We start from the raw sequence: 25,145 nt of genomic DNA, 5'->3' as shown, positions 1-25,145 counted from the left end.
AGCGCCCCGGCAGCGTCGGCAGACGAGGCGTCGGGGATCAGGCGCGCCGGCGGCATGCGTGTCGTCCCGCGGCGTCGGGCCGGCGTCCTCGCCGCCGCGCTGCTGCTCGCCCTGCCGCTCCGCTTCGGCCCGGCCCTCGCCGCCGGCGACCCCGCCGAGCAGCTCCGCGACCCGGCGCTGGAGGCGCGCGCGCAGGCGATCGGGCGGGAGCTGCGCTGCCTCGTCTGCCAGAATCAGTCCATCGAGGACAGCGACGCCGCCCTGGCGCGCGACCTGCGCCGCCTCGTGCGCGAGCAGGTCGCCGCCGGCGCCGACGATGCCGCCGTGGTGCGCTTCGTCCATGACCGCTACGGCGACTTCGTGCTGCTGCGGCCGCCGGTCAACGCCGCGACGGCGCTGCTCTGGGCGACGCCCGCCCTGGCGCTGCTCGGCGGCGCCGGCGCCGTGCTGCTGGCCCGTCGCCGGCGCCACCCGGCCCCGCCCGCGCCGCTCACCGAGGCCGAGCGCGAGCGTCTGGCGCGGCTGGAGGGTGGGCCGGCCGCTTGACCTTCCTCCTGCTCGGCCTGCTGGCCCTGGCGGCGCTGCTGCCGCTCGCCCTGGTGCTGTGGCGCGCCCCCCGTGCGCGGGGCCGGCGCGCCGCCGACCTCGCCCTCTACCGCGCCCAGCTCGCCGAGCTGGACCGCGAGCGCGCGCTCGGCCGGATGGACGAGGCCGCGCATCAGGCCGCGACGCTGGAGGTGCAGCGGCGCCTGCTGGCCACGCCCGGGGCGGCGGCCGACGCTGCCGCGGGCGGGGCGGGGCGCGCCGCCGCTCCGCCGCGTCCGATGGCGCTGCTGCTGGCGCTGCTGCTGATCCCGACCGTGGCGCTCGGCACCTACCTGCTGCACGGCGCGCCGGGCACGCCCTCGGCGCCGCTGCGGCTGCGGCAGGAGGCGGCGGCGCGCGACGAGGCGCTGCTGGCGCAGCTTCGCGCCCGCCTCGCCGCGATCGACCCGCGCAGCGAGGCCGCGCGCCAGGGCTGGCTGCTGCTGGGCGAGGCGGAGCGCAACCGCGGCCGCGCGGAGGCCGCGCTGGCGGCCTGGGACCGCGCGCTGGCGGCGCGCTTCGATCCCTCGCTGGCCGCCATGATGGCCGAGTTGCAGATCGACCGGGACCAGCCGGAAGCGGCCCGCGCCCTGCTCGACAGCGCCCTGGCGGCGGCGCCGGCCGATCCGCGCCTGCGCTACCTTTCCGGCGTGCTCCAGGCACGATCGGGAGAGAACGGGGCGGCGAGGCGGACCTGGCAGGCGCTGCTGGCGGACAGCCCCGCCGACGCGCCCTGGCGCCGCCTCGTCGAGCAGCGCCTGGCCGAGCTGCCCGGGGGCTGAACACGGGGGCTGAACACGGGCGCTGAACACGGGTGCTGAACAGGGGGGGGGGACTGAGCCCGGGGGCTGAGCACGGGGCGCGGCCCCGAAGCGCGCCGGCCGCTCGCGCGGTCTCGTTCCGGCCGATGAAGGATTTCGTGGCCCGGGCCGGCGCCCGACCGGTAGAAGGGGGCGTGGGCGGCGGGAATGATCCCGGCCACCCCCCGGAACCCGCCGTCATGACCCGCCCCTCCCTGCTGGCTGCCGCCCTGCTCGCGGGTCTCGGCAGCGCCCTCGCCGCCGGGGGGGCCTCGGCGCAGGTCACGTACAACGGCTGGAACCTCGGCCCCGACTACGGCGCCATGGTCGAGCAGCAGCAGCGCCAGATGCAGATGCAGCAGCAGCAGATGCAGCAGCAGACGGCGGCCGTCGTGCAGCGCACCATGCAGGACCCGAATTGCTGGGCCATGTACCAGCAGCACCGGGCGCAGGGCGGCACGCTGAGCTACCCGCAATTCGCCTACCAGTACGCGGCCACCGGCGGCTTCACCGCGCAGGGCATGCAGCAGTACCGGCAGACGGAGCTGCAGAACCAGCGGCGCGAGCAGCAGTCCTGGCAGGGCGTGCAGGAGGCGGAGCGGCAGCGCGCCCAGGCGCAGCAGCAATACGCCGACGGCTACAGCCGCAACCTGCAGGAGTCGGGCCGCACCATGCAGGGCAACGGCACCTGGACCGACCCCTACACCGGCCAGCAGCGCGTGCTGCCCTACATGGGTCCGAACGGCTACACCGACCCGCGCACCGGGCAGAACTTCATGCGCGACGGCGCCGGCAACTACTTCGCCCAGGCGCCGAACGGGAGCTGGTACCGGATGAACCCGGGCCAGTAGCGGTCGCTCCCCGCCGTTCGGGGACGCTTGACAAGCACCGCCGCCCCGCGCCCCCCTTGTCCGGCGACGAACGGGGAGCGGGGGAATGTCCAACAGTTCCAGGGGCAGCTTCAGGGGCCTCGATTTCGGCCTGGGCGAGATGGCGGACGCGCTGCGCGAGCAGGTGGCCGCCTTCGCCGCCGACGAGATCGCCCCGCGCGCCGCCGCGATCGACCGCGAGAACCAGTTCCCCGCCGATCTCTGGCGCAAATTCGGCGATCTCGGCCTGCTCGGCGTCACCGTGCCCGAGGAGTACGGCGGCGCCGGGATGGGCTACCTCGAGCACGTGGTGGCGATGGAGGAGATCAGCCGCGGCTCCGCCTCGGTCGGGCTGAGCTACGGCGCGCACTCCAACCTCTGCGTCAACCAGATCAACCGCAACGGCACGGACGCGCAGAAGCGCCGCTACCTGCCGGGGCTGATCGCCGGCGAGCATGTCGGCGCGCTGGCGATGAGCGAGCCGGGGGCGGGCTCGGACGTGGTCGGCATGCGCACGCGCGCGGAGCGGCGTGGCGATCGCTTCGTGCTGAACGGCGGCAAGATGTGGATCACCAACGGCCCGGATGCCGACGTGCTGGTGATCTACGCCAAGACCGACCCCGCCGCCGGGCCGCGCGGCATCACGGCGTTCCTCGTCGAGAAAGGGTTCCCCGGCTTCTCCACCGCGCAGAAGCTCGACAAGCTCGGCATGCGCGGCTCCAACACCTGCGAGCTGGTGTTCCGGGATTGCGAGGTGCCGGAGGAGAACGTGCTCGGCGCCGTCGGGCGCGGCGTCAACGTGCTGATGAGCGGGCTCGACTACGAGCGCGCCGTGCTGGCGGCGGGGCCGCTCGGCATCATGCAGGCGGCGATGGACGTGGTGGTGCCCTACGTGCACGAGCGCAGGCAGTTCGGCCAGGCGATCGGCGAGTTCCAGCTCATGCAGGGCAAGCTGGCCGACATGTACACCACGATGAACGCGGCGAAGTCCTACGTGTACGCCGTGGCGCGGGCCTGCGACCGCGGCCAGACCACGCGCAAGGACGCGGCCGGCGCCATCCTCTACGCCGCCGAGAAGGCCACCTGGATGGCGCTGGAGGCGATCCAGTGCCTGGGCGGCAACGGCTACATCAACGACTACCCGACCGGCCGCCTGCTGCGCGACGCCAAGCTCTACGAGATCGGCGCCGGAACGAGCGAGATACGCCGCATGCTGATCGGCCGCGAGCTCTTCAACGAGACCGCCTGAGGCCCGCAGCGGCGACGTGCCGCGCCGGCGGGAGGGTGACGGTGGGAGGGTGACGGCGGGCGCGGAACCCGTCACCTTCCTTCCCGCCGGCACACCGACCGGTGGAAGGCCCGAGCCGGTGGAAGGCCCGAGAACGCATGACCGACGCCGAGACGCTGCACGACCGTCTGCTGACGCTCGACAGCCATGTCGACATCCCCTGGCCCGAGGCGCCGGACCCGTTCGGCGACACCACCTGCCGCGTGGACCTGCCGAAGATGCGTCGCGGCCATCTCGTCGCCGCCTGCCTCGCCGCCTACGTGCCGCAGGGGCCGCTCACCGACGAGGGCCACCGCATCGCCGCCGGCCGCGCCGAGGCGATGCTCGCGCGCATCGCCGGCATGGGCGGCGCGCGCAACGGCATCGAGGCGCGCGTGGTGGACACCGTCGACGCGGTGGAGCAGGCGCACCGCGACGGCGCCATCGCGCTGATCCCCGCCGTCGAGAACGGCTACGCCATCGGCGAGGACCTGTCGCTGCTGGCGCGCTTCCGTGCCGTCGGCGCGCGCTACGTGACGCTCTGCCATAACGGCCACAACCTGATCACCGACAGCGCCAACCCGCGCGCCGATCTCGGCGACGGCGAGGCGCGGCATGGCGGCCTCTCCGAATTCGGGCGCGCGGCGATCGCGGAGATGAACCGGCTCGGCATGCTGGTGGATGTCTCGCACGTCTCCCGCGCCGGCATGCTCCAGGCCGCCGGATGCTCGGCGACCCCGGTCGTCGCCACCCATTCCTGTGTGCGCGCCCTCTGCGACCACCCGCGCAACCTCGACGACGCGCAGCTCGACGTGCTGCGCGAGACGGGCGGCCTCGTGCAGATCACCGCCGTTCCGGGCTTCCTGCGCCGCCGCGCCGGCTTCGACCAGGTGGGCGTCGCCGACTACTGCGACCATCTCGACCACGTGGCCCGCCGCTGCGGCCCGGCGCATGTCGGCATCAGCTCGGATTTCGACGGCGGCGGCGGCTTCCGCGGCTGGGGCGACGCCTCGGAGAGCGGCAACCTCACCGCCGAGCTGCTGCGGCGCGGCTGGGGCGAGGCCGAGATCGCCGGCTTCTGGGGCGGCAACTTCCTGCGGCTGCTGCGCCACGCGGAGGCGCTCGCGGCGGGTTGAAGCGGGCGGCCGCATGCCCCGGCCGGCGGCGCAAGCCCGATTACGGGCTGTGGATCTTGCGGGGAGGCCGGCAAAGCGCGAGTGTCCGGCGTGAATAGGCCGCGCGTTCCGCGCCGGCCCGGCAGGAGTCCCCGCCTTGCCCCAAGCCCCACGCCAGCCCTCTCGGCAGTCCCCTCGGCAGCTCCGCCTCGGCGCCTTCATGCGCCCGGTCAGCATCCACACCGGCGCCTGGCGCTATCCCGGCGCCTGGCCCGACGCCAACTTCAATTTCCGCCACCTCGTGCGCCTCGCGCAGACGCTGGAGCGCGGCCGGTTCGACGCCTTCTTCATGGCCGACCACCTCGCCGTGCTGAACATGCCGATCGACGCGCTGAAGCGCTCGCACACCGTCACCTCCTTCGAGCCCTTCACGCTGCTCTCGGCGCTCGCCCCCTGCACGGAGCGGATCGGGCTGGTGGCGACGGCCTCCACCACCTTCGACGAGCCCTACCACATCGCCCGCCGCTTCGCCTCGCTCGACCACATCAGCGGCGGCCGCGCGGGGTGGAACATCGTCACCACCTCGAACCCCGACGCGGCGCTGAATTTCGGGCTGGAGGAGCACCGCGAGCACGGCGACCGCTACCGCCGCGCGCGCGAGTTCTACGACGTCGTCACCGGCCTCTGGGACAGCTTCGCCGACGACGCCTTCGTGCGCGACGCGGAGTCCGGCCTCTACTTCGATCCCGCGCGCATGCACGTGCTGAACCACAAGGGGCCGTACCTTTCCGTGCGCGGGCCGCTCAACATCGCGCGCCCGGTGCAGGGCTGGCCGGTGATCGTGCAGGCCGGCGCCTCCGAGCCCGGCCGCCAGCTCGCCGCCGAGACGGCCGAGGTGGTGTTCGCCGCCGGCGGCAACATCGATGCCGCGCGCGCCTTCTACGCCGACGTGAAGGGCCGCATGGACCGGCTCGGCCGCGACCGCGACCACCTGAAGATCCTGCCCGGCGTGCTGGTCACGGTCGGCGACACGATGGCGGAGGCGCAGGAGAAGCGCGCCCTGCTCGACAGCCGCGTCCACTACGACAGCGGCATCGCCTCGCTCTCCGTGATGCTCGGCACCGACGCCTCCCGCTTCGACCCGGACGCGCCGCTGCCCGACGACATCCCCGAGACCAACGAGAGCAAGAGCGGCCGCGAGCGCGCCATCGCCCTGGGGCGCGAGGGCAACCTCACCGTGCGCCAGCTCGCGCAGAAGGTGGGCGGCTACGGCGGCGGGCAGATCACCGGCACGCCGGCCAACATCGCCGACACCATGCAGGAATGGCTGGAGACCGAGGCCTGCGACGGCTTCAACGTGATGTTCCCCTTCCTGCCCGCCGGCCTCGACGACTTCGTGACCAAGGTGGTGCCGGAATTGCAGCGCCGCGGCATCTTCCGCCGCGAGTACGAGGGCACGACGCTGCGCGAGCATCTCGGCCTGCCGCGCCCGGCGAACCGCTTCTTCCCCGCGGGCTGACGGCGGGCGGCGCCGCGCCGGCCGCCGCCCGAGCGGCACCCGGCCGCGTCAGCCGCCCGCCGCGATCCGCCGGCAGTGCTCCAGCGCCGCCTCGATCAGGTTGTCGCTCGCCTCTGGGGTGCGGAAGGCCGAGTGCGAGGTCAGGGTCACGTTGGGCAGGGCGGCGAGCCGGTGCCCGGCGGGCAGCGGCTCCGTCTCGAACACGTCGAGCGCCGCATGGCGGAGCCGGCCGCTCTCCAGCGCCGCGATCATCGCCGCCTCGTCCACCACGGCGGCGCGGGCGGTGTTGACCAGGATGGCGCCCGGCCGGATGCGGGCGATGCGCTCGGCCGAGAGGAAGCCGCGCGTCTCGTCGTTCAGCAGCAGGTGCAGCGAGACGACGTGGCTCTCGGCCAGCAGCGTGTCGAGATCGACGAACTCCACCCCCGGCGCCGATTTCGGCGAGCGGTTCCAGGCCAGCACGCGCATGCCCGAGCCGCCGGCGATGCGCGCGACCTCGGCCGCGATGCCGCCATAGCCGATCAGGCCGATCGTCTTGCCGGTGAGCTGCATGCCCTCGGTGCGCGGCCAGCCGCCGGCGCGGATGCCGCGGTCCATCGCCGCCACGTCGCGCGCCGCAGCCCACATCAGGCTGATGGCGTGCTCGGCGACGGCGGTGTCGCCGTAGCCCTTGATGGTGTGGACGGTGACGCCGAGCCCGGCCAGCTCCTCCGGGTTCATGTAGGAGCGGGCGCCGGTGCCGAGGAAGACGACGTGCCGCAACGCCGGGCACTGCCGGACGATGTCGGTCGGGAAGGCGGTATGGTCGTCGATGGCGATGGGCGCGTCGCGCAGCAGCGCCGGCAGCTGCGCCGCGGTGATGTCGGGATCCTCCAGGATCTCCACCGCCGGGTCGCCGGGGCGGAGCAGGCGGCGCGTCACCGCGGCAAGGCTGGAATTGGCGTCGACGAAGATGGCGCGCATGCCGGGCTCCTTCTGCGGCGCCCGGCAGCCGGCCTCGGCCGCGCGGGCGGCGGGCACGAGTGCCCGATCCCGCGCGGCCTGGCAATCCGTGGGCCGTCGATCCGCGGATCGGCGTCCCCCGGCCCGTCGCGACGTGCCCCGGCCGCGAGGGCGCGGGGCGGGGCGGCTACTTCGCCTCCCAGAACTGCTCGGCCAGCTCCGACTTGAAGGACATGCGCACCCCGGCCTCGTCGATCTCCTCGACCAGGCCGAGCGGCAGGTAGTGGTGGTGCCCGCCCGAGCCGCGATCCTTCTTCGCGAGCTTGATCCGGTCCCCGTCGAGGTGGTCCACCGTCCCGATATGGCCGCCGTCCGAGCCGACGACCTCCATGTGTTCCTTGATCTGGCTGCGATCGACCATGGCTGGCTCTCCTGCCGTGTTTGCCATGCCCTGAACGTGGCACGGGCGTCCGGGATGCAGGGATGACAATCCGGACAAGTCGCGCCGGCGGCCGGGCCGGCGCAGGTCGCCGGAGGGCGGACACGCCCGAAGGCGTGAATCCGCGCCGGCCCGGGCGGCAGCCTACGGGGCCAGGCGGGCGAACATCAGCTCGTGCTTGTTGTGCGCGCCGTGGAACATCACCGCGCCGGGGATGGCGGCGAATTCCGCCGCCGTGTCGTGGTCGGTCACGCCCTGGAACTTGATGGTGCAGACGAGATTGCGCGCCGCCCCGGCCTCCAGCCAGCGGCGCACCAGGGCGAGCAGGCGCGCCGGGTAGCAGATCACGTCGCTGAACAGCCAGTCCACGGCGGGTTCCGCGCGCGGGTCGAGGCCGAAGGCGCTCTCCTGCCGCACAGAGACGCCCGGCATGGAGGCGATGGCGGGATCGAGCGGCGCCTTGTCCACCGCGATCACCGTGGCGCCGAGCCGCGCCAGCGCCCAGGTCCAGCCGCCGGGCGAGGCGCCGAGGTCGAGGCAGGTCTCGCCCGGCCCCGGCCAGCGCCCGAGCCGCGTCAGCGCCTCCCACAGCTTGAGGTAGGCGCGCGAGGGCGGCCCCTCGCGATCCTCCACGAAGCGCGGCGCGCCGTTGACGAAGGGGCTGGCCTTGGTCGGGCTGGCCAGCAGCCGGTCCGGCGCCAGCAGCGTCCAGGCGCCGAGATGGCCGGTGGGGGCGGGCTCCGGGAAGGTCAGCGGCCGTGCCTTCACCGGCGGCAGCCGCGCCTCGATCAGCGCCGCGCGCCGGTGGTGCGACGCGCCGTAGTGCGACCAGTTGCGCTGCATCGCCCGCAGCGCGTCGGCGGCGGCCTTGACCGAGGGGGCGGGCAGCGCGCGCGGCGCGGTCCAGGTGTCGAGCGCCCAGGCGATGGTGGCCGGCGGGTCCGGCGAGAGGGCCAGCCGGCCGTGCCAGCCGGCGATGCGCCGGCCGGCGCGGGCCAGCTCCTCGGCCAGTTCCGCCTCGAACCCCTCGGCCGCCAGATAGGCGGCGGCGATCCCGCCTGCCGCCGGATCGGCGCCGGCCCCGGCAATCCCGGTCATGCGCGTGTCTTGTGCTCTCGGAAGGGTGGGCGGAAGGATGGGCCCGGCAGGACTCGAACCTGCAACCAAACCGTTATGAGCGGTCCGCTCTGACCATTGAGCTACAGGCCCGCACCTGCGGCCCCGCTTAGCGCATGCCGTGGCGCTTGACCATCGGCGGACGGCGCGGGCTCGCCGCCCCCCGACCGCGCGGACCAGGCGGGCATGGCGCCGCGCATTCCCCGCGGTTCCGCCCGCCGGTTCCGGTCACCGGCGCCGTCCGCCGGCCATCCTGTCGGCGGCACCCGGAGACGGGCGCCGCCGGGCCCGCCCTCACCCCGCCAGGAAGCGCCCGATCGGCCCGGCCGCCTGCGCCATGCCGGCGACGCCCTCGAGGTGCCCGAGATCGCCGCGCAGCTCCACGAACTCCACCGGGCGCCCCGCCCGGCGCAGCATCGCCACCAGCTCGTGGTTGTACTCGATCGGGAACACGCGGTCGCCCAGGCTCGCCGCCACCAGCCAGCGCGCCTTGCTGTTCGCGAGCGCCGCCTCGCTCGACGGGTACTCGTTCAGGAAGAGCTGGTTGGCCCGCACCATGTAGAGGAAGGAGTTGGCGTCCGCCGTGCGCGCGCGGGCCGTCGCCGTGTCCTCCAGCCACTTCTCGACGGCGAAGCGGTCGCCGATCCGGCGCGCCGGGTCCTGCCCCTCGGCCGGGCGGCGACCGAACTGCCGCGCCCAGCCGCGGTCGCGCGCATGCAGCGAGACGATCTTCAGCGCCTCCGCCAGCCCCCGCAGCGGCGCCTCGCGCCCGACGCCGTAGTAGTCGCCGCCGCGCCAGTTCGGGTCGAGCCGGATCGGGCTCTCCCAGACGTCGAGCCAGCCGATCATCCAGGCGTCGAACTCGCCCGCGCCGATCACCGGCATGGCGCGCTCGATCATCTCCGGGTAGGCGCAGGCCCATTCGATGGTGTTCAGCGCCCCGTTGCTCGGCCCCGCCACCAGCGCCAGCCGCTTCACGCCCAGGCTGTCGAGCAGCAGCTTCTGCGCCTCCACGAAGTCGCGCATGGCGATCACGGGGAATTCCATGCCCCAGGGCCGGCCGGTCTGCGGGTTCACCGTGGCCGGGCCGGTGGTGGTGGTGCGGGCGTCGCGCGGGTTGATGTTGACCAGCGTGTCGGAGGAGACGACGAAGAACCGCCCCGTGTCGATCGCCTTGCCCGGGCCGATGATCGCGTCCCAGTAGCCCGGCGCCTCGCCCGCCGCGTAGCGGCCGAAGGCGTGGCTGTTGGCCGAGAAGAAGTGGCAGATCAGCACCGCGTTGTCGCCCGCCGCGTTGAGCTGCCCCATGGTCTGGTAGCCGAGGCGGACGGTCGGGATGGTGGCGCCGCCGCGGGTGCGGAAGCCCTGGGTCTCGAACACCTTCTTCTCGACGAGCCCGTCCTCCGGCGCGGCCGTGCCGGACGGGGCGGTCTGCACGGGGGGCTGGGTGGGGGCCTGGGTGGGGGCCTGGGCGATGGCCGGCGCGGCCAGGGCGCCCGACAGGCCGGCGGCGAGCCCGGCCCGGCGGGCCGCGCCATCCAGCACCCCGCGGATCGCCGCCGGCGCCAGCGCCGCCCGGATCAGTGCGCGTCTCAGCATCCATCCCCCCTGCGCGTGCCGGGCGGCCATCGGCCCCCCGCGCCTTCCCTGCCGCGCCTGCCCTTCGCCGGCGGCCCGGACCACGATGGCCCCGAATCCCCGCCGCCCGCCGTTCCGGTCGCGCGGTATCGTGCCTACCGCCCCGGCGGGACGGCAAGCGGCGTCGTGCCCGGTGCTGGCCGCGTCGGAGGGGGCAGGGGCGCGGGCGGCGCCGGCCTGCGCGACCGGGGGCCGGGGCCGGGAGGCATGCGACGGGCGAACCGGCATCGGGGACGTGCCCCGTCCCGGCCATCGGGGCCGTGCCCCGTCCCGGCCGTCGGGGCCATGCCCCGTCCTGTCCATGGGGGCCGTGCCCCGTCCCGGCCGTCGGGGCGAGCGTGCCGCCGGTCCGCGCATGGCTCACCCCGCGCGGCCCGCCCTGTTCGGCGGCCCGCCGCCGCGCTAATCAGGCTGCGCAAGTCTGCCTCGCCATCCGCCCGTGCGCGAACCTGCGGAAGGTTCGTCCGGGCATGGCGGCGGCGGCCGTCCGGTGCGGCCGCCTGTCCCGGCTGTCGAAAAGGTCCGTGCCGTGAACCAGCTCGCCGACGAGGTTGCCCGCCTCCTGGAGAGCGCCGCCCGCGATGCGAAGGCGGCCGCCTCCCTGCTCGCGCGCGCCCCGCGACCGGCGAAGGACCGCGCGCTGCGGGAGGCCGCCGCCGCGCTCCGTGCCCGCGCGGGCGACATCCTGGCCGCCAACGCCGCCGACCTCGCCGCCGCCGAGGGGCTGACGCCCGCCTACCGCGACCGACTGACCCTCACCCCCGCCCGCGTCGAGGCGATGGCGAAGGGGCTGGAGGAGGTGGCGGCGCTGCCCGACCCCGTCGGCCGAGTGCTGGCGGAATGGACCCGGCCGAACGGCCTGGTCATCCGCCGCGTCGCGCAGCCGATCGGCGTGATCGGCATGATCTACGAGAGCCGCCCCAACGTGACGGCCGATGCCGCCGCGCTGTGCCTCAAGTCCGGCAACGCGGTGATCCTGCGCGGCGGCTCGGAGAGCCTGCGCTCGGCCCGCGCCATCCACGAATGCCTGCTGGAAGGGCTGCGCGCCGCCGGGCTGCCCGAGGCCGCCGTGCAGGTGGCGCCGGTCGCCGACCGCGCCTTCGTCGGCGCCATGCTGCGCGCCGCCGGGCTGATCGACCTCATCATCCCGCGCGGCGGCAAGGGCCTCGTCACCCGCGTGCAGGAGGAGAGCCGGGTGCCCGTGCTCGCCCATGCCGAGGGGCTCTGCCACACCTACGTCCACGCGGCGGCCGATCCCGACATGGCGCGGCGCATCCTCGCCAACGCCAAGATGCGCCGCACCGGCATCTGCGGCGCCACCGAGACTCTGCTGATCGACGCCGCCATCGCCCCCGCCCTGCTGCCGGTGCTGGTGGACGACCTCGCCGCGCTGGGCTGCGACTTCCGCGCCGACGCGCGCGCCCGTGCCGTCGTGCCGACCCTGCCCGCCGCCTCGGACGAGGACTTCTCGACCGAGTGGCTGGACGCGCGGCTCTCGGTCGCGGTGGTGGACGGGGTGGATTCGGCGCTCGACCACATCCGCCGCCACGGCTCCGAGCACACCGAGGCGATCGTCACCGGGGACGCGGCCGCCGCCGAGGCCTTCCTGAACGGCCTCGACAGCGCGGTGGGCATGGTCAACGCCTCGACGCAGTTCTGCGACGGCGGCGAGTTCGGCTTCGGCGCCGAGATCGGCATCGCCACCGGCCGGCTGCACGCGCGCGGGCCGGTGGGATTGGAACAGCTCTGCACCTATCGCTACCATGTGCTCGGGAGCGGCCAGACCCGGCCCTGAAGCCCGGGTCCTGAGAACGGCCGGCCGCTTCCCCGGGGGAGGCGGCCGCGCGCCGGCCCCTCGGGGCATCGGGGAAGCCGCCAGGGGGCCACCGGCCCGCCGGCTGCCGCCCCGATGCAGGAAGCCCGAGAGGAACGCCAAGGCACCATGACCCCCGACCGCATCCCGCGCCCGATTCCGCCGCGGCGCCTGCCCGCCGCCCTGGCCGTGCTGGCCCTCGCGGCGCTGCCCGCCGCCGCCCGCGCCGAATGCCCCTCCGAGGCGGCCGTCGCCGAGCGCGCCGCCGCCATCCTGCGCGCCGAGGCGCCGGTGCAGGGCTACGGCCCGGGCCTCTCGCTCGCCGACGGGCAGTGCGCGCAGGACCGGCTGACGCCGCTGCTGGCGCGCGAGTGGGGCCGGCAGGTCGGCTGGAAGGTCGGGTTGACCAACACCGCCGTGCAGCAGCGATTCGGCGTGCCGCACCCGGTGCGCGGCGCGATCTTCGAGGCGACCCTGCGCCACCGCTCCGGCGACGCCATGCCGGCGCGCTTCGGCGTCAATCCGAGCGTCGAGGCCGACCTGCTGGTGCGGGTGCGCGACGAGGGCATCAACGGCGCCACCGACCGGGTGGAGATCCTGCGCCACCTCGACCAGGTGGTCCCCTTCATCGAGCTGCCCGACGTCTCGCTCGCCCAGGGGCAGGTGGATGGTCCGAACCTGATCGCCATCGAGGTCGCCGCGCGCTCGGGCGTGGTCGGCACGCCGATTCCGGTGCAGGCGACGCCGGAATTCGCCGACCGGCTGGCGAGCATGACGGTGATCCTCGCCGACGATACGCGCGAGCTGGCCCGCGCCCCCGGCACCGCCCTGCTCGGCCACCCGCTCGACGTGATCCCGTGGCTGGTCGCCGACCTCGCGAAGTCCGGCCAGCGGCTGCGGGCGGGCGACATCGTCTCGCTCGGCGGCTTCGCGCCCTCCGTGCCCAGCGTCGCCGGCCGCACCTACACGCTGCGCTACGAGGGCTTGCTGGCCGAGCCGGTCAGCGTCACCGTCCGGATGCAGTGATCCAGAACGCCGCCCGCCACCGCCGTCGCCACGCCCGCCGGCCCGCTTCCCGCGCCGGCGCCCGCCCATGGCGGGCTCGTGCGGCGCAGGCTCGTTCATGGCCGGTTCGTGCGGGGCCGGTCCGCTCATGGCCGGGTCGCCCATGGCCGGTCCGCCCGCGGCCGGGTGGCGCGGCGCCGGCCGTGGCGGGCGGGCGGGCGTGAGGCCCGGTCTCCCGGCGGCCGGCGCCGACCGCCCTGCACCCGACCAGGCGTCGCCGGGCCATCGCCTGCCCGGCCATCGCCTGCCCGGCCCCTGGGGCGATCGCCGCCGCCGGCGCATCGGCCTGCTCGGCGGCTCCTTCAATCCCGCGCATGCCGGCCACCGCCACGTGGCGGAGCAGGCGTTGCGCCGGCTGGGGCTGGACGAGGTCTGGCTGCTGGTCTCGCCCGGCAACCCGCTCAAGCCGAGGCGCGGCATGGCGCCCTTCGCCGAGCGCCTCGCCGCCGCCCGACGCATCGCCGACGGACGCCGCGTGCTGGCCGTCGATGTCGAGGCGCGGCTCGGCACGCGCTACACCGCCGACACGCTGCGCCTGCTGCGGCGCCGCTTCCCGCGCGCCTCCTTCGTGCTGCTGCTGGGCGCCGACAACCTCACCCAGTTGCCGCGCTGGGGCCGCTGGCGGGAGATCGCGTGCCGCACCGCGCTCGCGGTGCTGCCGCGCCCCGGCTACACGCGCCACGCCCTGGCCGGGCGGGCGGCGCACGTGCTCGCCCGCCATCGGCGCCGCCCGGCGGCGCTGCTGGCGGGGCAGGACCCGGGAAAGGCCCGGCATGCCGGCTGGAGCCTGCTGGTCGCGCCGGAGCATTCGGCCTCGGCCACCGCGATCCGGGCGGCGCTGGCACGGGCCGCCTGAACGACACGGTCAGGGGGCACCGACCAGGGGAGGCGGGCCAGAGGAGGCGGGCCAGGGGAGGTAGGCCAGGGGAGGCGGGCCAGGGGAGGCGGGCCAGAGGAGGCGGGCCAGGGGAGGTAGGCCAGGGGCTCGGACCAGGGGCGGGCGGCGTCGGAGGCGGGGTCGCCGCCCGCCGCACCACCCCGCCTCGTCACCCCATCGATTCACGATGACGCCAGCGTCGCGCGGGGCCGCCCGCGCCCCTTGCCTCGCGCCGCCCGCGCGACCATTCCCTCGCCACCGGCCGCATCCATGCGTGCCGTGCCGTGCCGCCTGCCCGGGCGCGAGGCTTCACAATCCCGGCCGTTTGCGGCCAGGGTTGGCCGCACCACAGCGTCGCACAGGAGGCGACCATCGCCCGCACCCCGAAGGGCCCCGGCAAGACCGAGGGAGACAAGCCCGCCCGCACCGGCCCGCGTCGCGCCGCTTCAGGGAGCCGCGCGGACCGGCCCGCGAAGCGCCCCGCCGCCCGGTCCGCCGAGGGCGAGGCCGGGGTGACGCGGCGGGCAAGGCCGCAGGCGGCGGCCCCGGCCCGCGCCCGCAAGCCCGCCGCCGGCGAATCCCGGCCCCGCGCCGCCAAGGCTGCCGCACCCGCCCGCGCGAAGGACGAGCCCAGGCCGGCCGCGAAGCGCGCCGCCGCCGGGACGAAGGCCCCGCGCGCCCGCGTCGCCGAGGCGCCCACGCGTCGCGGCCGTACCGCCGAGGCGCCGGCGCGGCCGACCCGCGCCCGCACCGCCGCAACCCCGGCGCGTTCCCGCGCCACCGAGCCCCCGGCGCGTTCCCGCGCCACCGAGACCCCGGCGCGTGCCCGCGCCACCGCGGCGCGGGCCAAGGCTCCCGCCTCGCCCTACGCCGAGCGCCGCGCCCGCCAGCGGCCGGCGCGCGAGGCGCAGCGCGTCGAGGCCGAGCTGGAGGCGTTGGAGCCCGTCGCGCCGCGGCCGCGCAAGCTGCGCAAGACCGAGGTCGAGGCCGGCCCCGTCGCCACCCCGCGCGCCCGCAAGCCGCGCAAGCCCGTCGCCGCGCCGCCCGCCGTGGACCGGCTGGTGGAGGCCGCCCGGCGCAGCCTGGAGGACGACAAGGCGGAGGACATCGTGGTCCTCGACATCGCCGACCGCTCCTCCTTCGCGGACCGCATGATCGTCGCCTCCGGCCTCGCCGACCGGCAGATCCAGGCCATGGCGCAGCACCTGGAACAGGCGCTGCGCGAGGCCGGGCTGCGCCAGCGCGTGCAGGTGGAGGGGCTCGGCTCCTCCGACTGGGTGCTGATCGACGCGGGCGACCTCGTGATCCACCTGTTCAAGCCGGAGGCCCGCGCCGAGCGGGCGCTGGAGCGCATGTGGGGGCCCGACAGCCCCGCCGGCGAGGTGCGCCTGGTGGGGTCGGACACCGAGTAGGCGCGTCCGGCAGGGCAGGGGGCCGCCCGCCGCGTGGCCGCGCCCCGCATCCCGCGCTCGGCGCCGCGCCTGATCGCGGTCGGCCGGCTGCGGCCGGGGCCGGAGCTGGCGCTGTTCGAGCAGTACAACGCCCGGCTGCGTCCGCCCCTGCTCGTAACCGAGTTGGCCGAGGGGCGCGGCAGCCCGGCCGAGATCCGCCGGCGCGAGGCCGCCGCCATGCTGGCCGCCATCCCCGAGGGCGCCCCGGCCGTGGCCCTCGACCTCGGCGGCGATTCGCCCGGCAGCGAGGGGCTGGCGGCGCTGCTCGGCCGCTGGGAGGGGCGCGGCCCCTGCTTCCTGATCGGCGGCGCCGAGGGGCTTGATCCGGCGGTGCTGGCGCGGGCCGAGTGCCGGCTGTCGCTCGGCCCGCTCACCTGGCCGCACTTCCTGGTGCGCGGGCTGCTGGCCGAGCAGCTCTACCGCGCGCAGGCGATCCGGACCGGGCACCCGTACCATCGCGCCTGGCGGCCGGCGTGAGGCGGCAGCCCCAAGGGGACGGCCGAACGCCGTGCCGCGTCCCGACCGCCGCCGGAGGCTGACACGATGCTGCCGCTCCTCCTCGCCGCGATCCTCTGGGTCGCCGCCCATGTCGGCCTCGCGGGCACGCCTCTGCGCGACGCGCTGGCGGCGCGGCTCGGCGAGGGCGGCTTCCGGGCCGCCTTCTCGGTCCTGTCCGTGGTGCTGATCGTGCTGCTGGTGCGCGCCTTCGACGCCGCGCCCACCACGCCGCTCTGGTACGCGCCGGGCTGGCTGCGCTGGCTGCTGGTGCTGCTGATGCTGCCGGCCTTCCTGCTGTTCTTCGCGGCCGTGACGGCGCGCAACCCGACGGCGGTCGGCGGCGGCGGGCTGGAGGCGCCGGTGCGCGGCATCCAGCGCGTCACCCGGCACCCGATGCTGTGGAGCTTCGCGCTCTGGGCGCTGGTCCACATCGTCGGCAACGGCGATTCGGCGGCGCTGCTGTTCTTCGGCGCCTTCGCCGTCACCGCGCTGGCCGGCATGCCCTCGCTCGACGCCAAGCTGGCGCGGCGCGATCCGGCCGGCTGGCGGCGCTTCGCGGCGCGGACCTCGGTGCTGCCCTTCGGCGCGATCGCGGCGGGGCGCAACCATCTGGCCCCGAGGGAATTGCTGGCCGAGATCGGCTGGCTGGCGCCGGCGCTGGCGGTGCTCGCCTGGGGCACGCTGCTGCACCTGCACCCGCTGCTGTTCGGCGTCTCGCCGCTGCCGCCGGGCTGAGCCGGCTTCGGCACGGCCCGCTCCGGTCGGGATCGGGGAGGGCGGCTGGCCGGCGCCGGCCCCTGGAGCATTTTCAAGCCGGGTGTCCTCACCCGGCGGCCCGGAAAAGGCGAAAAACCAGAAGGCTGGAGCCGTTCGGGCCTGATACGGTCGGGCCGGAACGGCTCCAGAGCATTTTCAAGCTGAGCGTCCTCGCTCGGCGGCTCGGAAAATGCGAAAAATCAAAAGGCTGGGGCCGTTCCGGCCTGATACGGTCAGGCCGGAACGGCTCTAGCCGGGGATCGGCACGCCGGCCACGTCCTTGGCGGTGCGGATGGTCTGCAGCGTCTGCACCCGCATCACTTGGTCGGCCGCGGTCAGCCGCGCGGTCAGCGCGTTCTCGTGCGCCGTGTCGCGCGCGACGAGACGCAGCAGGAAGTCGCCGCCGCCACGGATCATGTGGCACTCGCGCACCTCGGACCACTCGCGCACCATGGCCTCGAAGGCGGTCAGCACCGCCTCCTTCTGCGTCTCGAGGCCGACCAGCGCGAAGAAGGTGATCTGCCAGCCGAGCGAGGCGGGGTCGATGTCGGCGTGGTAGCCGCGAATCACGCCCGTCTCCTCCAGCCGGCGCACGCGGCGCAGGCAGGGCGGGGCGCTCAGCGCGACGCGGCGGGCCAGCTCGACATTGGTGATGCGCCCATCCGCCTGCAATTCCCCGAGGATCTGGCGATCCACGCTGTCGAGGGCCACGGCGTCGAGGGTTGCGGCTTCGGGATCGGGTTTGATCGGGTGCACCTTGTTCGTTGCTCGCGCCGGCTGGTAAGCGCAATATCCTTGCACGCGCGCCGGGGATCAAGACGCACGACGCATTCGCCGCCATCGGTGGCCGGCCCGGCCGCCGCAACCCGCGCCCGTCGCCGGCCTCCACGGGCCGCACCCGGCGCCGCCATCGGGGTGGCCATCGGTGCCGCGCCGCTGCAACAGTGTGGCCGGTCGCGCGTCAACATGCGGGTTCTGCTTGTTATGTCCGCGCCGTGACCGATATGAGTGTGAACCTGTCGTATCGGGATGGAGCCTTGGCCGAGATTCGCCGTACCCGCCTGCTGATCATCGGCACGGGCCCCGCCGGCTACACCGCCGCGATCTACGCGGCGCGCGCGGGCCTGGCGCCGCTCGTCGTGGCCGGGTTGCAGCCGGGCGGGCAGCTCACCATCACCTCCGACGTCGAGAACTTCCCCGGCTTCGCCCAGGCCGTGCAGGGGCCGTGGCTGATGGAGCAGATGCAGCTCCAGGCCGAGCATGTCGGCGCCGAGGTCGTGCAGGACATCGTCACCGCGGTCGATCTCTCGCGCCGCCCCTTCCGCTGCGAGGGCGATTCCGGCACCCGCTACGAGGCCGAGGCGCTGGTGATCGCGACCGGCGCCCAGGCGCGCTGGCTCGGCATCCCGGGCGAGAAGGAACTGGGCGGCTTCGGCGTCTCCGCCTGCGCCACCTGCGACGGATTCTTCTTCCGCAACAGGCAGGTGGCGGTGGTCGGCGGCGGCAACACCGCCGTCGAGGAGGCGCTCTACCTCGCCAACCTCGCCGCGAAGGTCACGCTGGTGCACCGGCGCGATTCGCTGCGCGCCGAGCGCATCATGCAGGAACGCCTGTTCGCGCATCCGCGCATCGAGGTTCGCTGGAACAGCGTCGCCGAGGCGGTGCTCGGCACCGAGGCGAAGATGCCGGTGGTCCGCGCCCTGGCGCTGCGCGACACCGTGACCGGCGCGCGGAGCGAGCTGCCGGTGGATGGCGTGTTCGTCGCCATCGGGCACGACCCCGCCACCGCGCTGTTCCGCGGCCAGCTCGAGATGGACGAGGACGGCTACATCCTCACCCGCCCCGGCACGCCGCGCACCAGCGTCGAGGGCGTCTACGCCGCCGGCGACGTGCAGGACCGCATCTACCGCCAGGCGGTCACCGCCGCCGGCACGGGCTGCATGGCGGCGCTGGAGGCGGAGAAATTCCTCGCCCACCGCCCCGCCGACGCGCCCGCCATCGCCGCCTACGATTGAGGAGACCGTAACCGCATGCAGGCCGCAAGCTGATGCCGCTTGACTGGGACAAGCTTCGCGTCTTCCACGCGGTCGCCGAGGCCGGCAGCTTCACGCATGCCGGCGAGACGCTCAACCTCAGCCAGTCCGCCGTGTCGCGGCAGATCCAGGGGCTGGAGGAATCCCTCTCCGTTCCCCTGTTCCACCGGCACGCGCGCGGCCTGATCCTGACCGAGCAGGGCGAGACGCTGAACCGCGCGGTGCGCGAGGTCTTCGCCAAGCTGGCGATGACCGAGGCGCTGCTGACCGAAAGCCGCGAGCGGCCGACCGGGCGGATCAAGATCACCACCACCACCGGCTTCGGCAGCACCTGGCTGGCGCCGCGCCTGCACCGCTTCCTCGGCTCCCACCCCGAGGTGACGGCGACGCTGCTGCTCGACGACTCCGAGCTCGACCTCGCCATGCGCGAGGCCGACGTCGCGATCCGCATGCACGCGCCGCGGCAGCCGGACCTGATCCAGCGCCACATCGCCACCTTCGGCTGGAAGGTCGTCGCCTCGCCCGACTACCTCAAGGCCGCCGGCACGCCGCAGCGGCCCGAGGACCTCGACGCGCACCGGCTGATCGTCTACGGCGACTACCGCCCGCCGATCGAGGACATCAACTGGCTCGCCGATGTCGGCCGCCGTCCCGGCACGCCGCGCCGGCCCTCGGTCGAGGTGAACTCGCTGTTCGGCATCCTGCTCGCGGTGCGCAGCGGCCTCGGCATCGCGGCGCTGCCGAGCTATCTCGGCACCGACCTCGACGGGCTGACCGTGCTGCTGCCGGAGCTGAAGGCGCCCCGCATCGACGCCTACTTCGTCTATCCGGAGGAGATGCGGCACTCGAAGCGCGTCTCGGTGTTCCGCGACTTCCTGATCGCCGAGCTGGCCGCCAGCCCGGGCTGAGGCGCTCCGGGCCGGGCAGGGGCGCCGGGGGCATCGGGGCGACGCCCCGAACCCCGCCGGGAAGGGCGCTGCCCTTCCCGGACCATCCCGCCAAGGGGCGAAGCCCCTCCGGAAACACCAAGGGGCGAAGCCCTTCCGGAAACACCAAGGGCGAAGCCCCTCCGGAAACCCCGGTTCGGCGGGGATGGGCCGGCGGGCTGCCGGCGTCGCCGGGCGGTGGCTGCCGCCGGCCCGCCATGACCGTCATCACCCCCGCCAATGGCCCCGCGCCTTGCCGCGCCCTGCCACCCCCGCCACCTCTCGACGCGACAGAGGGCCACGCCACACGCGGCCCCCGGGACACGACGAGAGATGATCGACATCCGCCCCCATGCCACCCTCGGTGGCGCCGACCATGGCTGGCTCAAGGCCCGCCATCACTTCTCCTTCGCGGGCTACCACGACCCGGCGCGCATGAACTGGGGCCGGCTGCGCGTCTGGAACGACGACGAGATCGCCGCCGGCACCGGCTTCGACCCCCATCCGCACCGCGACATGGAGATCGTCACCTACGTCCGGGAAGGCGCGATCACCCATCGCGACAGCCTGGGCAACACCGGCCGGACCGAGGCGGGCGACGTGCAGATCATGTCGGCCGGCACCGGCATCGTGCATTCCGAGTACAACCTGGAGCCGGGCACCACCCGGATCTTCCAGATCTGGATCATGCCCGAGAAGCGCGGCGCGAAGCCGAGCTGGGGCGCGCGCAGCTTCCCGAAGGAGTCGCGCGAGGCGGGCTTCAGCGTGCTCGCCTCCGGCCGGCCTGGCGATGCCGGCGGCGAGGCGCTGCCGCTCCAGGCCGACGCCGCGGTGCTGGCGGCGACGCTGAAGGCCGGGCAGACGCTGCGCCAGACCCTGGCGCCGGGGCGGGCCGCCTACCTCGTGCCGGCGCGCGGCGCGGTGACGGTGAACGGGCGGCCGCTCGGCGAGCGCGACGGCGCCGCCATCGCCGACGAGTCGGAGATCGCGGTGACGGCGACGGAGGATGCGGAACTGGTGCTGGTGGAGGTGGCGGCGGACTGACGGCCTGTCCGGGGGCGGCGGACCGGCGCGGCGGGGCCAGCCGCGCCATCCCGTCCGCCGCCGGCCTCTCCGACAGGCGCCGGGGCCAAGCTCCGGGGCGGGGCCGGGCCCCGCCGCTTTCGCGCCGGGTCCGGCGCCGTTCCGACCCGACGCGGTCAGGCCGGAACGGCGCCGGCCCGGGAATGCTCCGGCCGCCCCGTCCCGCCGGAGGCGGCGACCCCTCCCGCGCCGCGGCCCCGGAGGCGGGACGCGGGCCTGGGGTGCTCAGGTCCGCCCGTAGGTATCCTCGAAGCGGACGATGTCGTCCTCGCCGAGATAGGAGCCCGCCTGCACCTCGATCAGGGTCAGCGGGATCATGCCCGGATTCTCCATCCGGTGGACGCAGCCCAGCGGCAGGTAGACGCTCTCGTTCTCGCGCAGCAGGATGCTCTCCGCGTCGCGCTGGACGATGGCGGTGCCGTTCACCACCACCCAGTGCTCGGCGCGGTGGAAGTGCTTCTGCAGCGAGAGCTTCTGGCCGGGGCGGACCTGGATCTTCTTCACCTGGAAGCGGTCGCCCATGATGAGGCCCTCGTAGTGGCCCCAGGGGCGGTACATGCGCCGGTGCTCGGTGGCCTGCTTCACGCCCTTGGCCTTGAGGCGGTCCACCACCTTCTTCACGTCCTGGGCGCGGTCGCGGTGCATGGCCAGCACGGCGTCGTCGGTGACGACCAGCACCGCATCCTCCAGCCCCACCACGGCGGTCAGGATCCCCTCGGAGCGGACCAGGCAGCGTTTGGCGTCCAGCAGCTCCACCGGCCCCTGCGTCGCGTTGGCGGCGGCGTCCTTGGGCGCCACCTCCCACAGGGCGGCCCAGGAGCCGAGGTCGGACCAGCCGATGCTGGCCGGCACCACCGCCGCCGCCTCGGTCTTCTCCATCACCGCGTAGTCGATCGAGACCGAGGGGGCGGCCAGGAAGGCCTCGCCCAGCCGGATGAAGTCGAGGTCCCGCCTGGCCGCCTGCACGGCGGTGCGCACCGCGGCCAGCAGTTCGGGCTCGTACCGCTCCAGCTCGGCGATCAGGGTCGCGGCCGTCGCCACGAACATGCCGGAGTTCCACAGGTGCCGGTGGCCCTCGACGAAGGTCCTGGCGGTGGCGGCGTCGGGCTTCTCGACGAAGCGGGCCACGCGGTGGACGCCCGGGGCCTCCTTCAGCTCGGGCCCGGTCTCGATGTAGCCGTAGCCGGTCTCCGGCGAGGTGGGCGACATGCCGAAGGTGACGATCTTGCCCCGGCGCGCCGCCGCCGCGGCACGGCCCAGGGCGGCATGCAGTGCCGGCAGGTCGGTCACCACGTGGTCGGCCGCGAGCAGCCAGAGCACCTGGCCGGGATTCTCCTCGTGCACCAGCAGGGCGGCGGCGGCGATGGCCGGGGCGCTGTTGCGCGGCTGCGGCTCCAGCACCACCCGGGCGCCGAGCGGCCCCTCGGCGGCGCCCGTGCCGGAATGCAGCGCGCGGAGCTGCTCGGCGACCATGAAGCGGCTGCCCTCGTTGCAGATCACGACGGGCGGGGCGAAGTCCGGCCCGATGGCGCGGGCCGCCGTCTCCTGCAGCATGGTGAGCTCGGAGACGAGCGGCCAGAACTGCTTCGGATACGTCTCGCGCGACAGCGGCCACAGGCGCGTGCCGCTGCCCCCCGACAGGATGACCGGTACGATCCGCTCGTCCAACGCGCTCGGCATGAAGTGCCTCCAGGTATTGGCCGCATAATGCGGTGCAGCATAAAAAAAGGGAAGCCGATCGGGACTTTCGTCCGGACCGGCTTCCCCCGTTGGCGCGCCCCCGGCCACGGGCCGGAGGCGGAAGGGCGGCCCCTGGCCTAGCCCGCCATCGCCTCTTCCTTGCCCTTGCGCAGGTTGGGCATCAGCATCAGGCCGAGGGCGATCGCGGCGATCGCCAGCATGGTGGCGCTGATCGGGCGCTGGAGGAAGATCATCGGGTCGCCGCGCGAGAGCAGCATGGCGCGGCGCAGATGCTCCTCCATCATCGGGCCGAGCACGAAGCCGATCAGCAGCGGCGCCGGCTCCATCTTCAGCTTGTTGAACATGTAGCCGCAGAGGGTGAACAGGATCGTCATGTACACGTCGAACACGTTGTTGTTCAGGCTGTACACGCCGATGGCGCAGAAGATCAGGATCGAGGGATAGAGGTAGCGGTAGGGCACGGCCAGCAGCTTCACCCACATGCCGATCATCGGCAGGTTGATGACCAGCAGCATCAGGTTGCCGAGCCACATGGAGCAGATCAGGCCCCAGAACAGGTCCGGCTGGGCCTCCACCATGCGCGGGCCGGGCTGGATGCCCTGGATGATCAGCGCGCCGACCATCAGCGCCATCACGGCGTTGGCCGGGATGCCGAGGGTGAGCAGCGGGATGAAGGAGGTCTGGGCGGCGGCGTTGTTGGCCGCCTCCGGGCCGGCGACGCCCTCGATGGCGCCGTTGCCGAACTGGGCCCGGCCCTTCGACATCTTCCGCTCCATCATGTAGGAGCCGAAGGAGGCGAGCGAGGCGCCGCCGCCGGGCAGGATGCCCAGCACCGAGCCGACCACCGTGCCGCGCAGCACCGCGGGCGTCGCGCGCTTCCACTCCTCCTTGGTCAGCCACAGGCTGCCGACCTTGGTCTTGAGCACGTCGCGCGCCTCGGGGCGCTCGAGGTTCAGGATGATCTCGGCGATGCCGAACACGCCCATGGCGACGGGCACGAAGCCGATGCCGTCCGAGAGCTCGGCGATGCCGAAGGTGAAGCGCTGCTGGCCGGTCTGCACGTCGGTGCCGACCAGGCCGAGCAGCACGCCCAGCACCACCATGGCGACCGACTTGAGGACGGAGCCCTGCGCCAGCACCGAGGAGATGATGAGGCCGAGCAGCATCAGCGAGAAGTAGTCGGCCGGGCCGAAGGACAGCGCCACCGAGGTCAGCAGCGGGCCGGAGGCCGCCACGATCAGGGTGGAGACCGATCCCGCGAAGAAGGAGCCGAGCGCCGAGGTGGCCAGCGCCGCGCCGGCGCGGCCGTTGCGGGCCATCTTGTACCCTTCGAGCGTCGTCACGACGGACGACACCTCGCCGGGCAGGTTGAGCAGGATGGCCGTGGTCGAGCCGCCGTACTGCGCGCCGTAGTAGATGCCGGCGAGCATGATGATGGCCGTCGTCGCCGGCTGGCCGAAGGTGATCGGCAGCAGCAGGGAGATGGTGGCCACCGGCCCGATGCCCGGCAGCACGCCGATGGCGGTGCCGATCAGCGCGCCGAGCAGGGCGAAGAGCAGGTTCTGGAAGCTGAGCGCGACGTAGAAGCCGTGCGCCAGGTTGGCGAGGAGGGTTTCCATCAGCTCCGGGCTCCCTCGGCCGGCGCCAGGGGCGGCGCCGGGGGCATCGGGTGGGTCTTGTTGCTTGGTTCGGTGCGCATCGCGGTCCCCGGTATCAGAACTGCGGCCAGACCGGCACGCGGATGTCGAGCTGGTCGATGAAGATCCACCAGCACATCAGGCAGAGCACCGCGATGCAGCCGAGCACGCCGAGCACGCGCTGCGAGCGGTCGGCGAAGGCCGCCACGCCCACGGTGCCGATCGTCGCCAGGATCAGCCCGCCGCGCTCCAGCAGCAGCGCGAAGGCGCAGAGCGAGGCGCAGATGAAGGCGGTCGGGCGCCAGCCGCCGGAGATGGCGAGCACCAGGAAGCCGACCAGCAGCGCGATGCCGAGCCCGTTGTAGCCGCTGCCGAGGAAGCTCTGGCTGCCGGCCTCCACCTCGGTCGTGCCGGCGGGCGGCGCGCCGGTGAGCATCGGCAGCACGAACCAGTAGACCACCGAGAAGGCGATGACGCCGCCGGCGAGGCTCGCCGCGTCGAGGCCGGTCCAGCGCTCCAGCGGGTCCGGCCCGTTGAAGAAGGACGCGACCAGCACCACCGCGCCGAGGGCGATCTGGATCCAGAACACGAGCATGGGCATGTAGCCCGGACCCATGCGACGCGCCGATCCCAGCGCGTGGTCCTGGTTCAGCCACAGGCCGACCGCGGCCAGCAGAACCAGGAAGAGCCCTGATGCCAGGTCCTTGGCGTTGAGTTTCATTCCCGAACCTTCCCTCGGAACGGCGGCGCCGGAGTCAGCCGCCGCGTGTCGAAAAGCCCCAAGTGCGCGGCTCAGCGGACCGGGCCGGCGCGCCTGCCCCTGAGGCAGGGTTGGCGCCGGTCCGGTGCACTGCGTTGCGACACCCTGTCGCTGGCGCCGTTGCGTGGGCACGGGCCGCGACATTCGCACCCGACAGCATATCCACGCTGCGCGCGCAAGCATGTTGCGATGTTGCGCCGCAGCGGCGCGGACGGGGAAGAGGGAGCGTGGCGGCCCTGCCGCACGGCCCGCGCG

23 protein-coding genes and 1 tRNA gene are annotated in these 25,145 nt (G+C 74.3%); 15 read left to right on the top strand and 9 right to left on the bottom strand.

Annotation, left to right across the window (positions count from 1 at the left end; genetic code table 11):
- The first annotated feature begins 54 nt into the window (after positions 1-54).
- From M0638_RS15785 to M0638_RS15760, 6 genes are all read left to right on the top strand, one after another.
- Positions 55-546 carry a cytochrome c-type biogenesis protein gene (locus M0638_RS15785; RefSeq protein ID WP_248667954.1) on the top strand — a complete coding sequence of 164 codons (492 nt, stop codon included), beginning with the start codon at positions 55-57 and terminating at the stop codon, positions 544-546.
- Positions 543-1,367: a c-type cytochrome biogenesis protein CcmI gene (gene ccmI, locus M0638_RS15780; protein WP_248667953.1), complete on the top strand. Its 825-nt coding sequence runs from the start codon at positions 543-545 to the stop codon at positions 1,365-1,367. The genes M0638_RS15785 and ccmI overlap by 4 nt, the downstream gene beginning before the upstream one ends.
- Before the next feature lie 218 nt (positions 1,368-1,585).
- On the top strand, positions 1,586-2,236 hold the full coding sequence (locus tag M0638_RS15775) for a hypothetical protein (protein ID WP_248667952.1): 651 nt from the start codon (positions 1,586-1,588) through the stop codon (positions 2,234-2,236).
- Between the two features lie 85 nt (positions 2,237-2,321).
- Entirely contained in the window at positions 2,322-3,503 is a 1,182-nt protein-coding gene (locus M0638_RS15770) for an isovaleryl-CoA dehydrogenase (protein ID WP_248667951.1), read from the top strand.
- 137 nt (positions 3,504-3,640) lie between these two features.
- Positions 3,641-4,657, top strand: coding sequence for a dipeptidase (locus tag M0638_RS15765; protein ID WP_248667950.1), 1,017 nt, complete (start codon positions 3,641-3,643; stop codon positions 4,655-4,657).
- Between the two features lie 136 nt (positions 4,658-4,793).
- Complete coding sequence (locus tag M0638_RS15760; protein ID WP_456316043.1) at positions 4,794-6,155, top strand: LLM class flavin-dependent oxidoreductase; 1,362 nt, start codon at positions 4,794-4,796, stop codon at positions 6,153-6,155.
- Between the two features lie 48 nt (positions 6,156-6,203).
- Here the strand turns inward: M0638_RS15760 and M0638_RS15755 are convergent, their stop codons facing one another.
- From M0638_RS15755 to M0638_RS15735, 5 genes are all read right to left on the bottom strand, one after another.
- Positions 6,204-7,118 carry an NAD(P)-dependent oxidoreductase gene (locus M0638_RS15755; RefSeq protein ID WP_248667949.1) on the bottom strand — a complete coding sequence of 305 codons (915 nt, stop codon included), beginning with the start codon at positions 7,116-7,118 and terminating at the stop codon, positions 6,204-6,206.
- A 166-nt stretch (positions 7,119-7,284) separates the two neighbouring features.
- On the bottom strand, positions 7,285-7,518 hold the full coding sequence (locus M0638_RS15750; RefSeq protein WP_248667948.1) for a DUF2171 domain-containing protein: 234 nt from the start codon (positions 7,516-7,518) through the stop codon (positions 7,285-7,287).
- 162 nt (positions 7,519-7,680) lie between these two features.
- Entirely contained in the window at positions 7,681-8,634 is a 954-nt protein-coding gene (locus M0638_RS15745; RefSeq protein ID WP_248667947.1) for an SAM-dependent methyltransferase, read from the bottom strand.
- 38 nt (positions 8,635-8,672) lie between these two features.
- A tRNA-Ile gene (locus M0638_RS15740) sits at positions 8,673-8,745 on the bottom strand.
- A gap of 201 nt (positions 8,746-8,946) precedes the next feature.
- Complete coding sequence (locus M0638_RS15735; protein WP_248667946.1) at positions 8,947-10,251, bottom strand: E22 family MetX-like putative esterase; 1,305 nt, start codon at positions 10,249-10,251, stop codon at positions 8,947-8,949.
- A 568-nt stretch (positions 10,252-10,819) separates the two neighbouring features.
- On the opposite strand from M0638_RS15735, the gene M0638_RS15730 reads away from it, so the two are divergent.
- The 6 genes from M0638_RS15730 (at position 10,820) to M0638_RS15705 (ending at position 16,729) form a co-directional block, all read left to right on the top strand.
- On the top strand, positions 10,820-12,085 hold the full coding sequence (locus M0638_RS15730) for a glutamate-5-semialdehyde dehydrogenase (RefSeq protein WP_248667945.1): 1,266 nt from the start codon (positions 10,820-10,822) through the stop codon (positions 12,083-12,085).
- A 147-nt stretch (positions 12,086-12,232) separates the two neighbouring features.
- A complete protein-coding gene (locus tag M0638_RS15725; RefSeq protein WP_248667944.1) occupies positions 12,233-13,129 on the top strand; it encodes a 2-keto-4-pentenoate hydratase in 897 nt (298 codons plus the stop codon).
- A 283-nt stretch (positions 13,130-13,412) separates the two neighbouring features.
- On the top strand, positions 13,413-14,024 hold the full coding sequence (locus tag M0638_RS15720; protein ID WP_248667998.1) for a nicotinate-nucleotide adenylyltransferase: 612 nt from the start codon (positions 13,413-13,415) through the stop codon (positions 14,022-14,024).
- 947 nt (positions 14,025-14,971) lie between these two features.
- The gene (gene rsfS / locus M0638_RS15715) at positions 14,972-15,457 is read left to right on the top strand and encodes a ribosome silencing factor (RefSeq protein ID WP_408903639.1); all 486 of its coding nucleotides are present in this window, start codon (positions 14,972-14,974) and stop codon (positions 15,455-15,457) included.
- Positions 15,458-15,490: 33 nt separating this feature from the next.
- Entirely contained in the window at positions 15,491-15,973 is a 483-nt protein-coding gene (locus tag M0638_RS15710) for a 23S rRNA (pseudouridine(1915)-N(3))-methyltransferase RlmH (RefSeq protein WP_248667943.1), read from the top strand.
- A gap of 66 nt (positions 15,974-16,039) precedes the next feature.
- Positions 16,040-16,729, top strand: a complete 690-nt coding sequence (locus tag M0638_RS15705) for an NnrU family protein (protein WP_248667942.1) — start codon at positions 16,040-16,042, stop codon at positions 16,727-16,729.
- A gap of 270 nt (positions 16,730-16,999) precedes the next feature.
- On the opposite strand, the gene M0638_RS15700 is transcribed toward M0638_RS15705, so the two are convergent.
- A complete protein-coding gene (locus M0638_RS15700) occupies positions 17,000-17,506 on the bottom strand; it encodes an Lrp/AsnC family transcriptional regulator (protein ID WP_248667941.1) in 507 nt (168 codons plus the stop codon).
- Between the two features lie 281 nt (positions 17,507-17,787).
- Between M0638_RS15700 and trxB the strand changes: the two genes are divergently transcribed.
- The 3 genes from trxB (at position 17,788) to M0638_RS15685 (ending at position 20,753) form a co-directional block, all read left to right on the top strand.
- Positions 17,788-18,765, top strand: a complete 978-nt coding sequence (gene trxB, locus M0638_RS15695) for a thioredoxin-disulfide reductase (RefSeq protein ID WP_248667940.1) — start codon at positions 17,788-17,790, stop codon at positions 18,763-18,765.
- A gap of 32 nt (positions 18,766-18,797) precedes the next feature.
- Positions 18,798-19,691 (top strand): LysR family transcriptional regulator, encoded by an 894-nt coding sequence (locus tag M0638_RS15690; RefSeq protein ID WP_248667939.1) that lies wholly within the window; start codon positions 18,798-18,800, stop codon positions 19,689-19,691.
- Between the two features lie 351 nt (positions 19,692-20,042).
- Positions 20,043-20,753, top strand: a complete 711-nt coding sequence (locus M0638_RS15685; RefSeq protein WP_248667938.1) for a pirin family protein — start codon at positions 20,043-20,045, stop codon at positions 20,751-20,753.
- 264 nt (positions 20,754-21,017) lie between these two features.
- Here M0638_RS15685 and M0638_RS15680 read toward each other — a convergent pair whose 3' ends face one another.
- The 3 genes from M0638_RS15680 to M0638_RS15670 all read right to left on the bottom strand — a co-directional run bounded on the left by M0638_RS15680 (position 21,018) and on the right by M0638_RS15670 (position 24,851).
- Positions 21,018-22,472 (bottom strand): mannose-1-phosphate guanylyltransferase/mannose-6-phosphate isomerase, encoded by a 1,455-nt coding sequence (locus M0638_RS15680; protein WP_248667937.1) that lies wholly within the window; start codon positions 22,470-22,472, stop codon positions 21,018-21,020.
- A gap of 137 nt (positions 22,473-22,609) precedes the next feature.
- Positions 22,610-24,112, bottom strand: a complete 1,503-nt coding sequence (locus tag M0638_RS15675) for a tripartite tricarboxylate transporter permease (protein ID WP_248667936.1) — start codon at positions 24,110-24,112, stop codon at positions 22,610-22,612.
- Positions 24,113-24,206: 94 nt separating this feature from the next.
- On the bottom strand, positions 24,207-24,851 hold the full coding sequence (locus tag M0638_RS15670) for a tripartite tricarboxylate transporter TctB family protein (protein WP_248667935.1): 645 nt from the start codon (positions 24,849-24,851) through the stop codon (positions 24,207-24,209).
- Between the last annotated feature and the right edge of the window lie 294 nt (positions 24,852-25,145).

This window comes from Roseomonas acroporae, assembly GCF_023223525.1.
Lineage (GTDB): Bacteria > Pseudomonadota > Alphaproteobacteria > Acetobacterales > Acetobacteraceae > Roseomonas_E > Roseomonas_E acroporae.
The sequence above is the reverse complement of the archived record's forward strand: the minus strand, read 5'-3'. Positions and strand labels throughout refer to the sequence as shown.

Coding starts and splice junctions, on each gene's coding strand:
- M0638_RS15680 (WP_248667937.1), bottom strand. CDS start 22,472: ATGCCGAGCGCGTTGGACGAGCGGATCGTACCGGTCATCCTGTCGGGG.
- M0638_RS15775 (WP_248667952.1), top strand. CDS start 1,586: ATGACCCGCCCCTCCCTGCTGGCTGCCGCCCTGCTCGCGGGTCTCGGC.
- M0638_RS15750 (WP_248667948.1), bottom strand. CDS start 7,518: ATGGTCGATCGCAGCCAGATCAAGGAACACATGGAGGTCGTCGGCTCG.
- M0638_RS15770 (WP_248667951.1), top strand. CDS start 2,322: ATGTCCAACAGTTCCAGGGGCAGCTTCAGGGGCCTCGATTTCGGCCTG.
- M0638_RS15670 (WP_248667935.1), bottom strand. CDS start 24,851: ATGAAACTCAACGCCAAGGACCTGGCATCAGGGCTCTTCCTGGTTCTG.
- M0638_RS15765 (WP_248667950.1), top strand. CDS start 3,641: ATGACCGACGCCGAGACGCTGCACGACCGTCTGCTGACGCTCGACAGC.
- M0638_RS15705 (WP_248667942.1), top strand. CDS start 16,040: ATGCTGCCGCTCCTCCTCGCCGCGATCCTCTGGGTCGCCGCCCATGTC.
- M0638_RS15685 (WP_248667938.1), top strand. CDS start 20,043: ATGATCGACATCCGCCCCCATGCCACCCTCGGTGGCGCCGACCATGGC.
- M0638_RS15675 (WP_248667936.1), bottom strand. CDS start 24,112: ATGGAAACCCTCCTCGCCAACCTGGCGCACGGCTTCTACGTCGCGCTC.
- M0638_RS15785 (WP_248667954.1), top strand. CDS start 55: ATGCGTGTCGTCCCGCGGCGTCGGGCCGGCGTCCTCGCCGCCGCGCTG.
- M0638_RS15745 (WP_248667947.1), bottom strand. CDS start 8,634: ATGACCGGGATTGCCGGGGCCGGCGCCGATCCGGCGGCAGGCGGGATC.
- M0638_RS15690 (WP_248667939.1), top strand. CDS start 18,798: ATGCCGCTTGACTGGGACAAGCTTCGCGTCTTCCACGCGGTCGCCGAG.
- M0638_RS15755 (WP_248667949.1), bottom strand. CDS start 7,118: ATGCGCGCCATCTTCGTCGACGCCAATTCCAGCCTTGCCGCGGTGACG.
- M0638_RS15735 (WP_248667946.1), bottom strand. CDS start 10,251: ATGCTGAGACGCGCACTGATCCGGGCGGCGCTGGCGCCGGCGGCGATC.
- M0638_RS15725 (WP_248667944.1), top strand. CDS start 12,233: ATGACCCCCGACCGCATCCCGCGCCCGATTCCGCCGCGGCGCCTGCCC.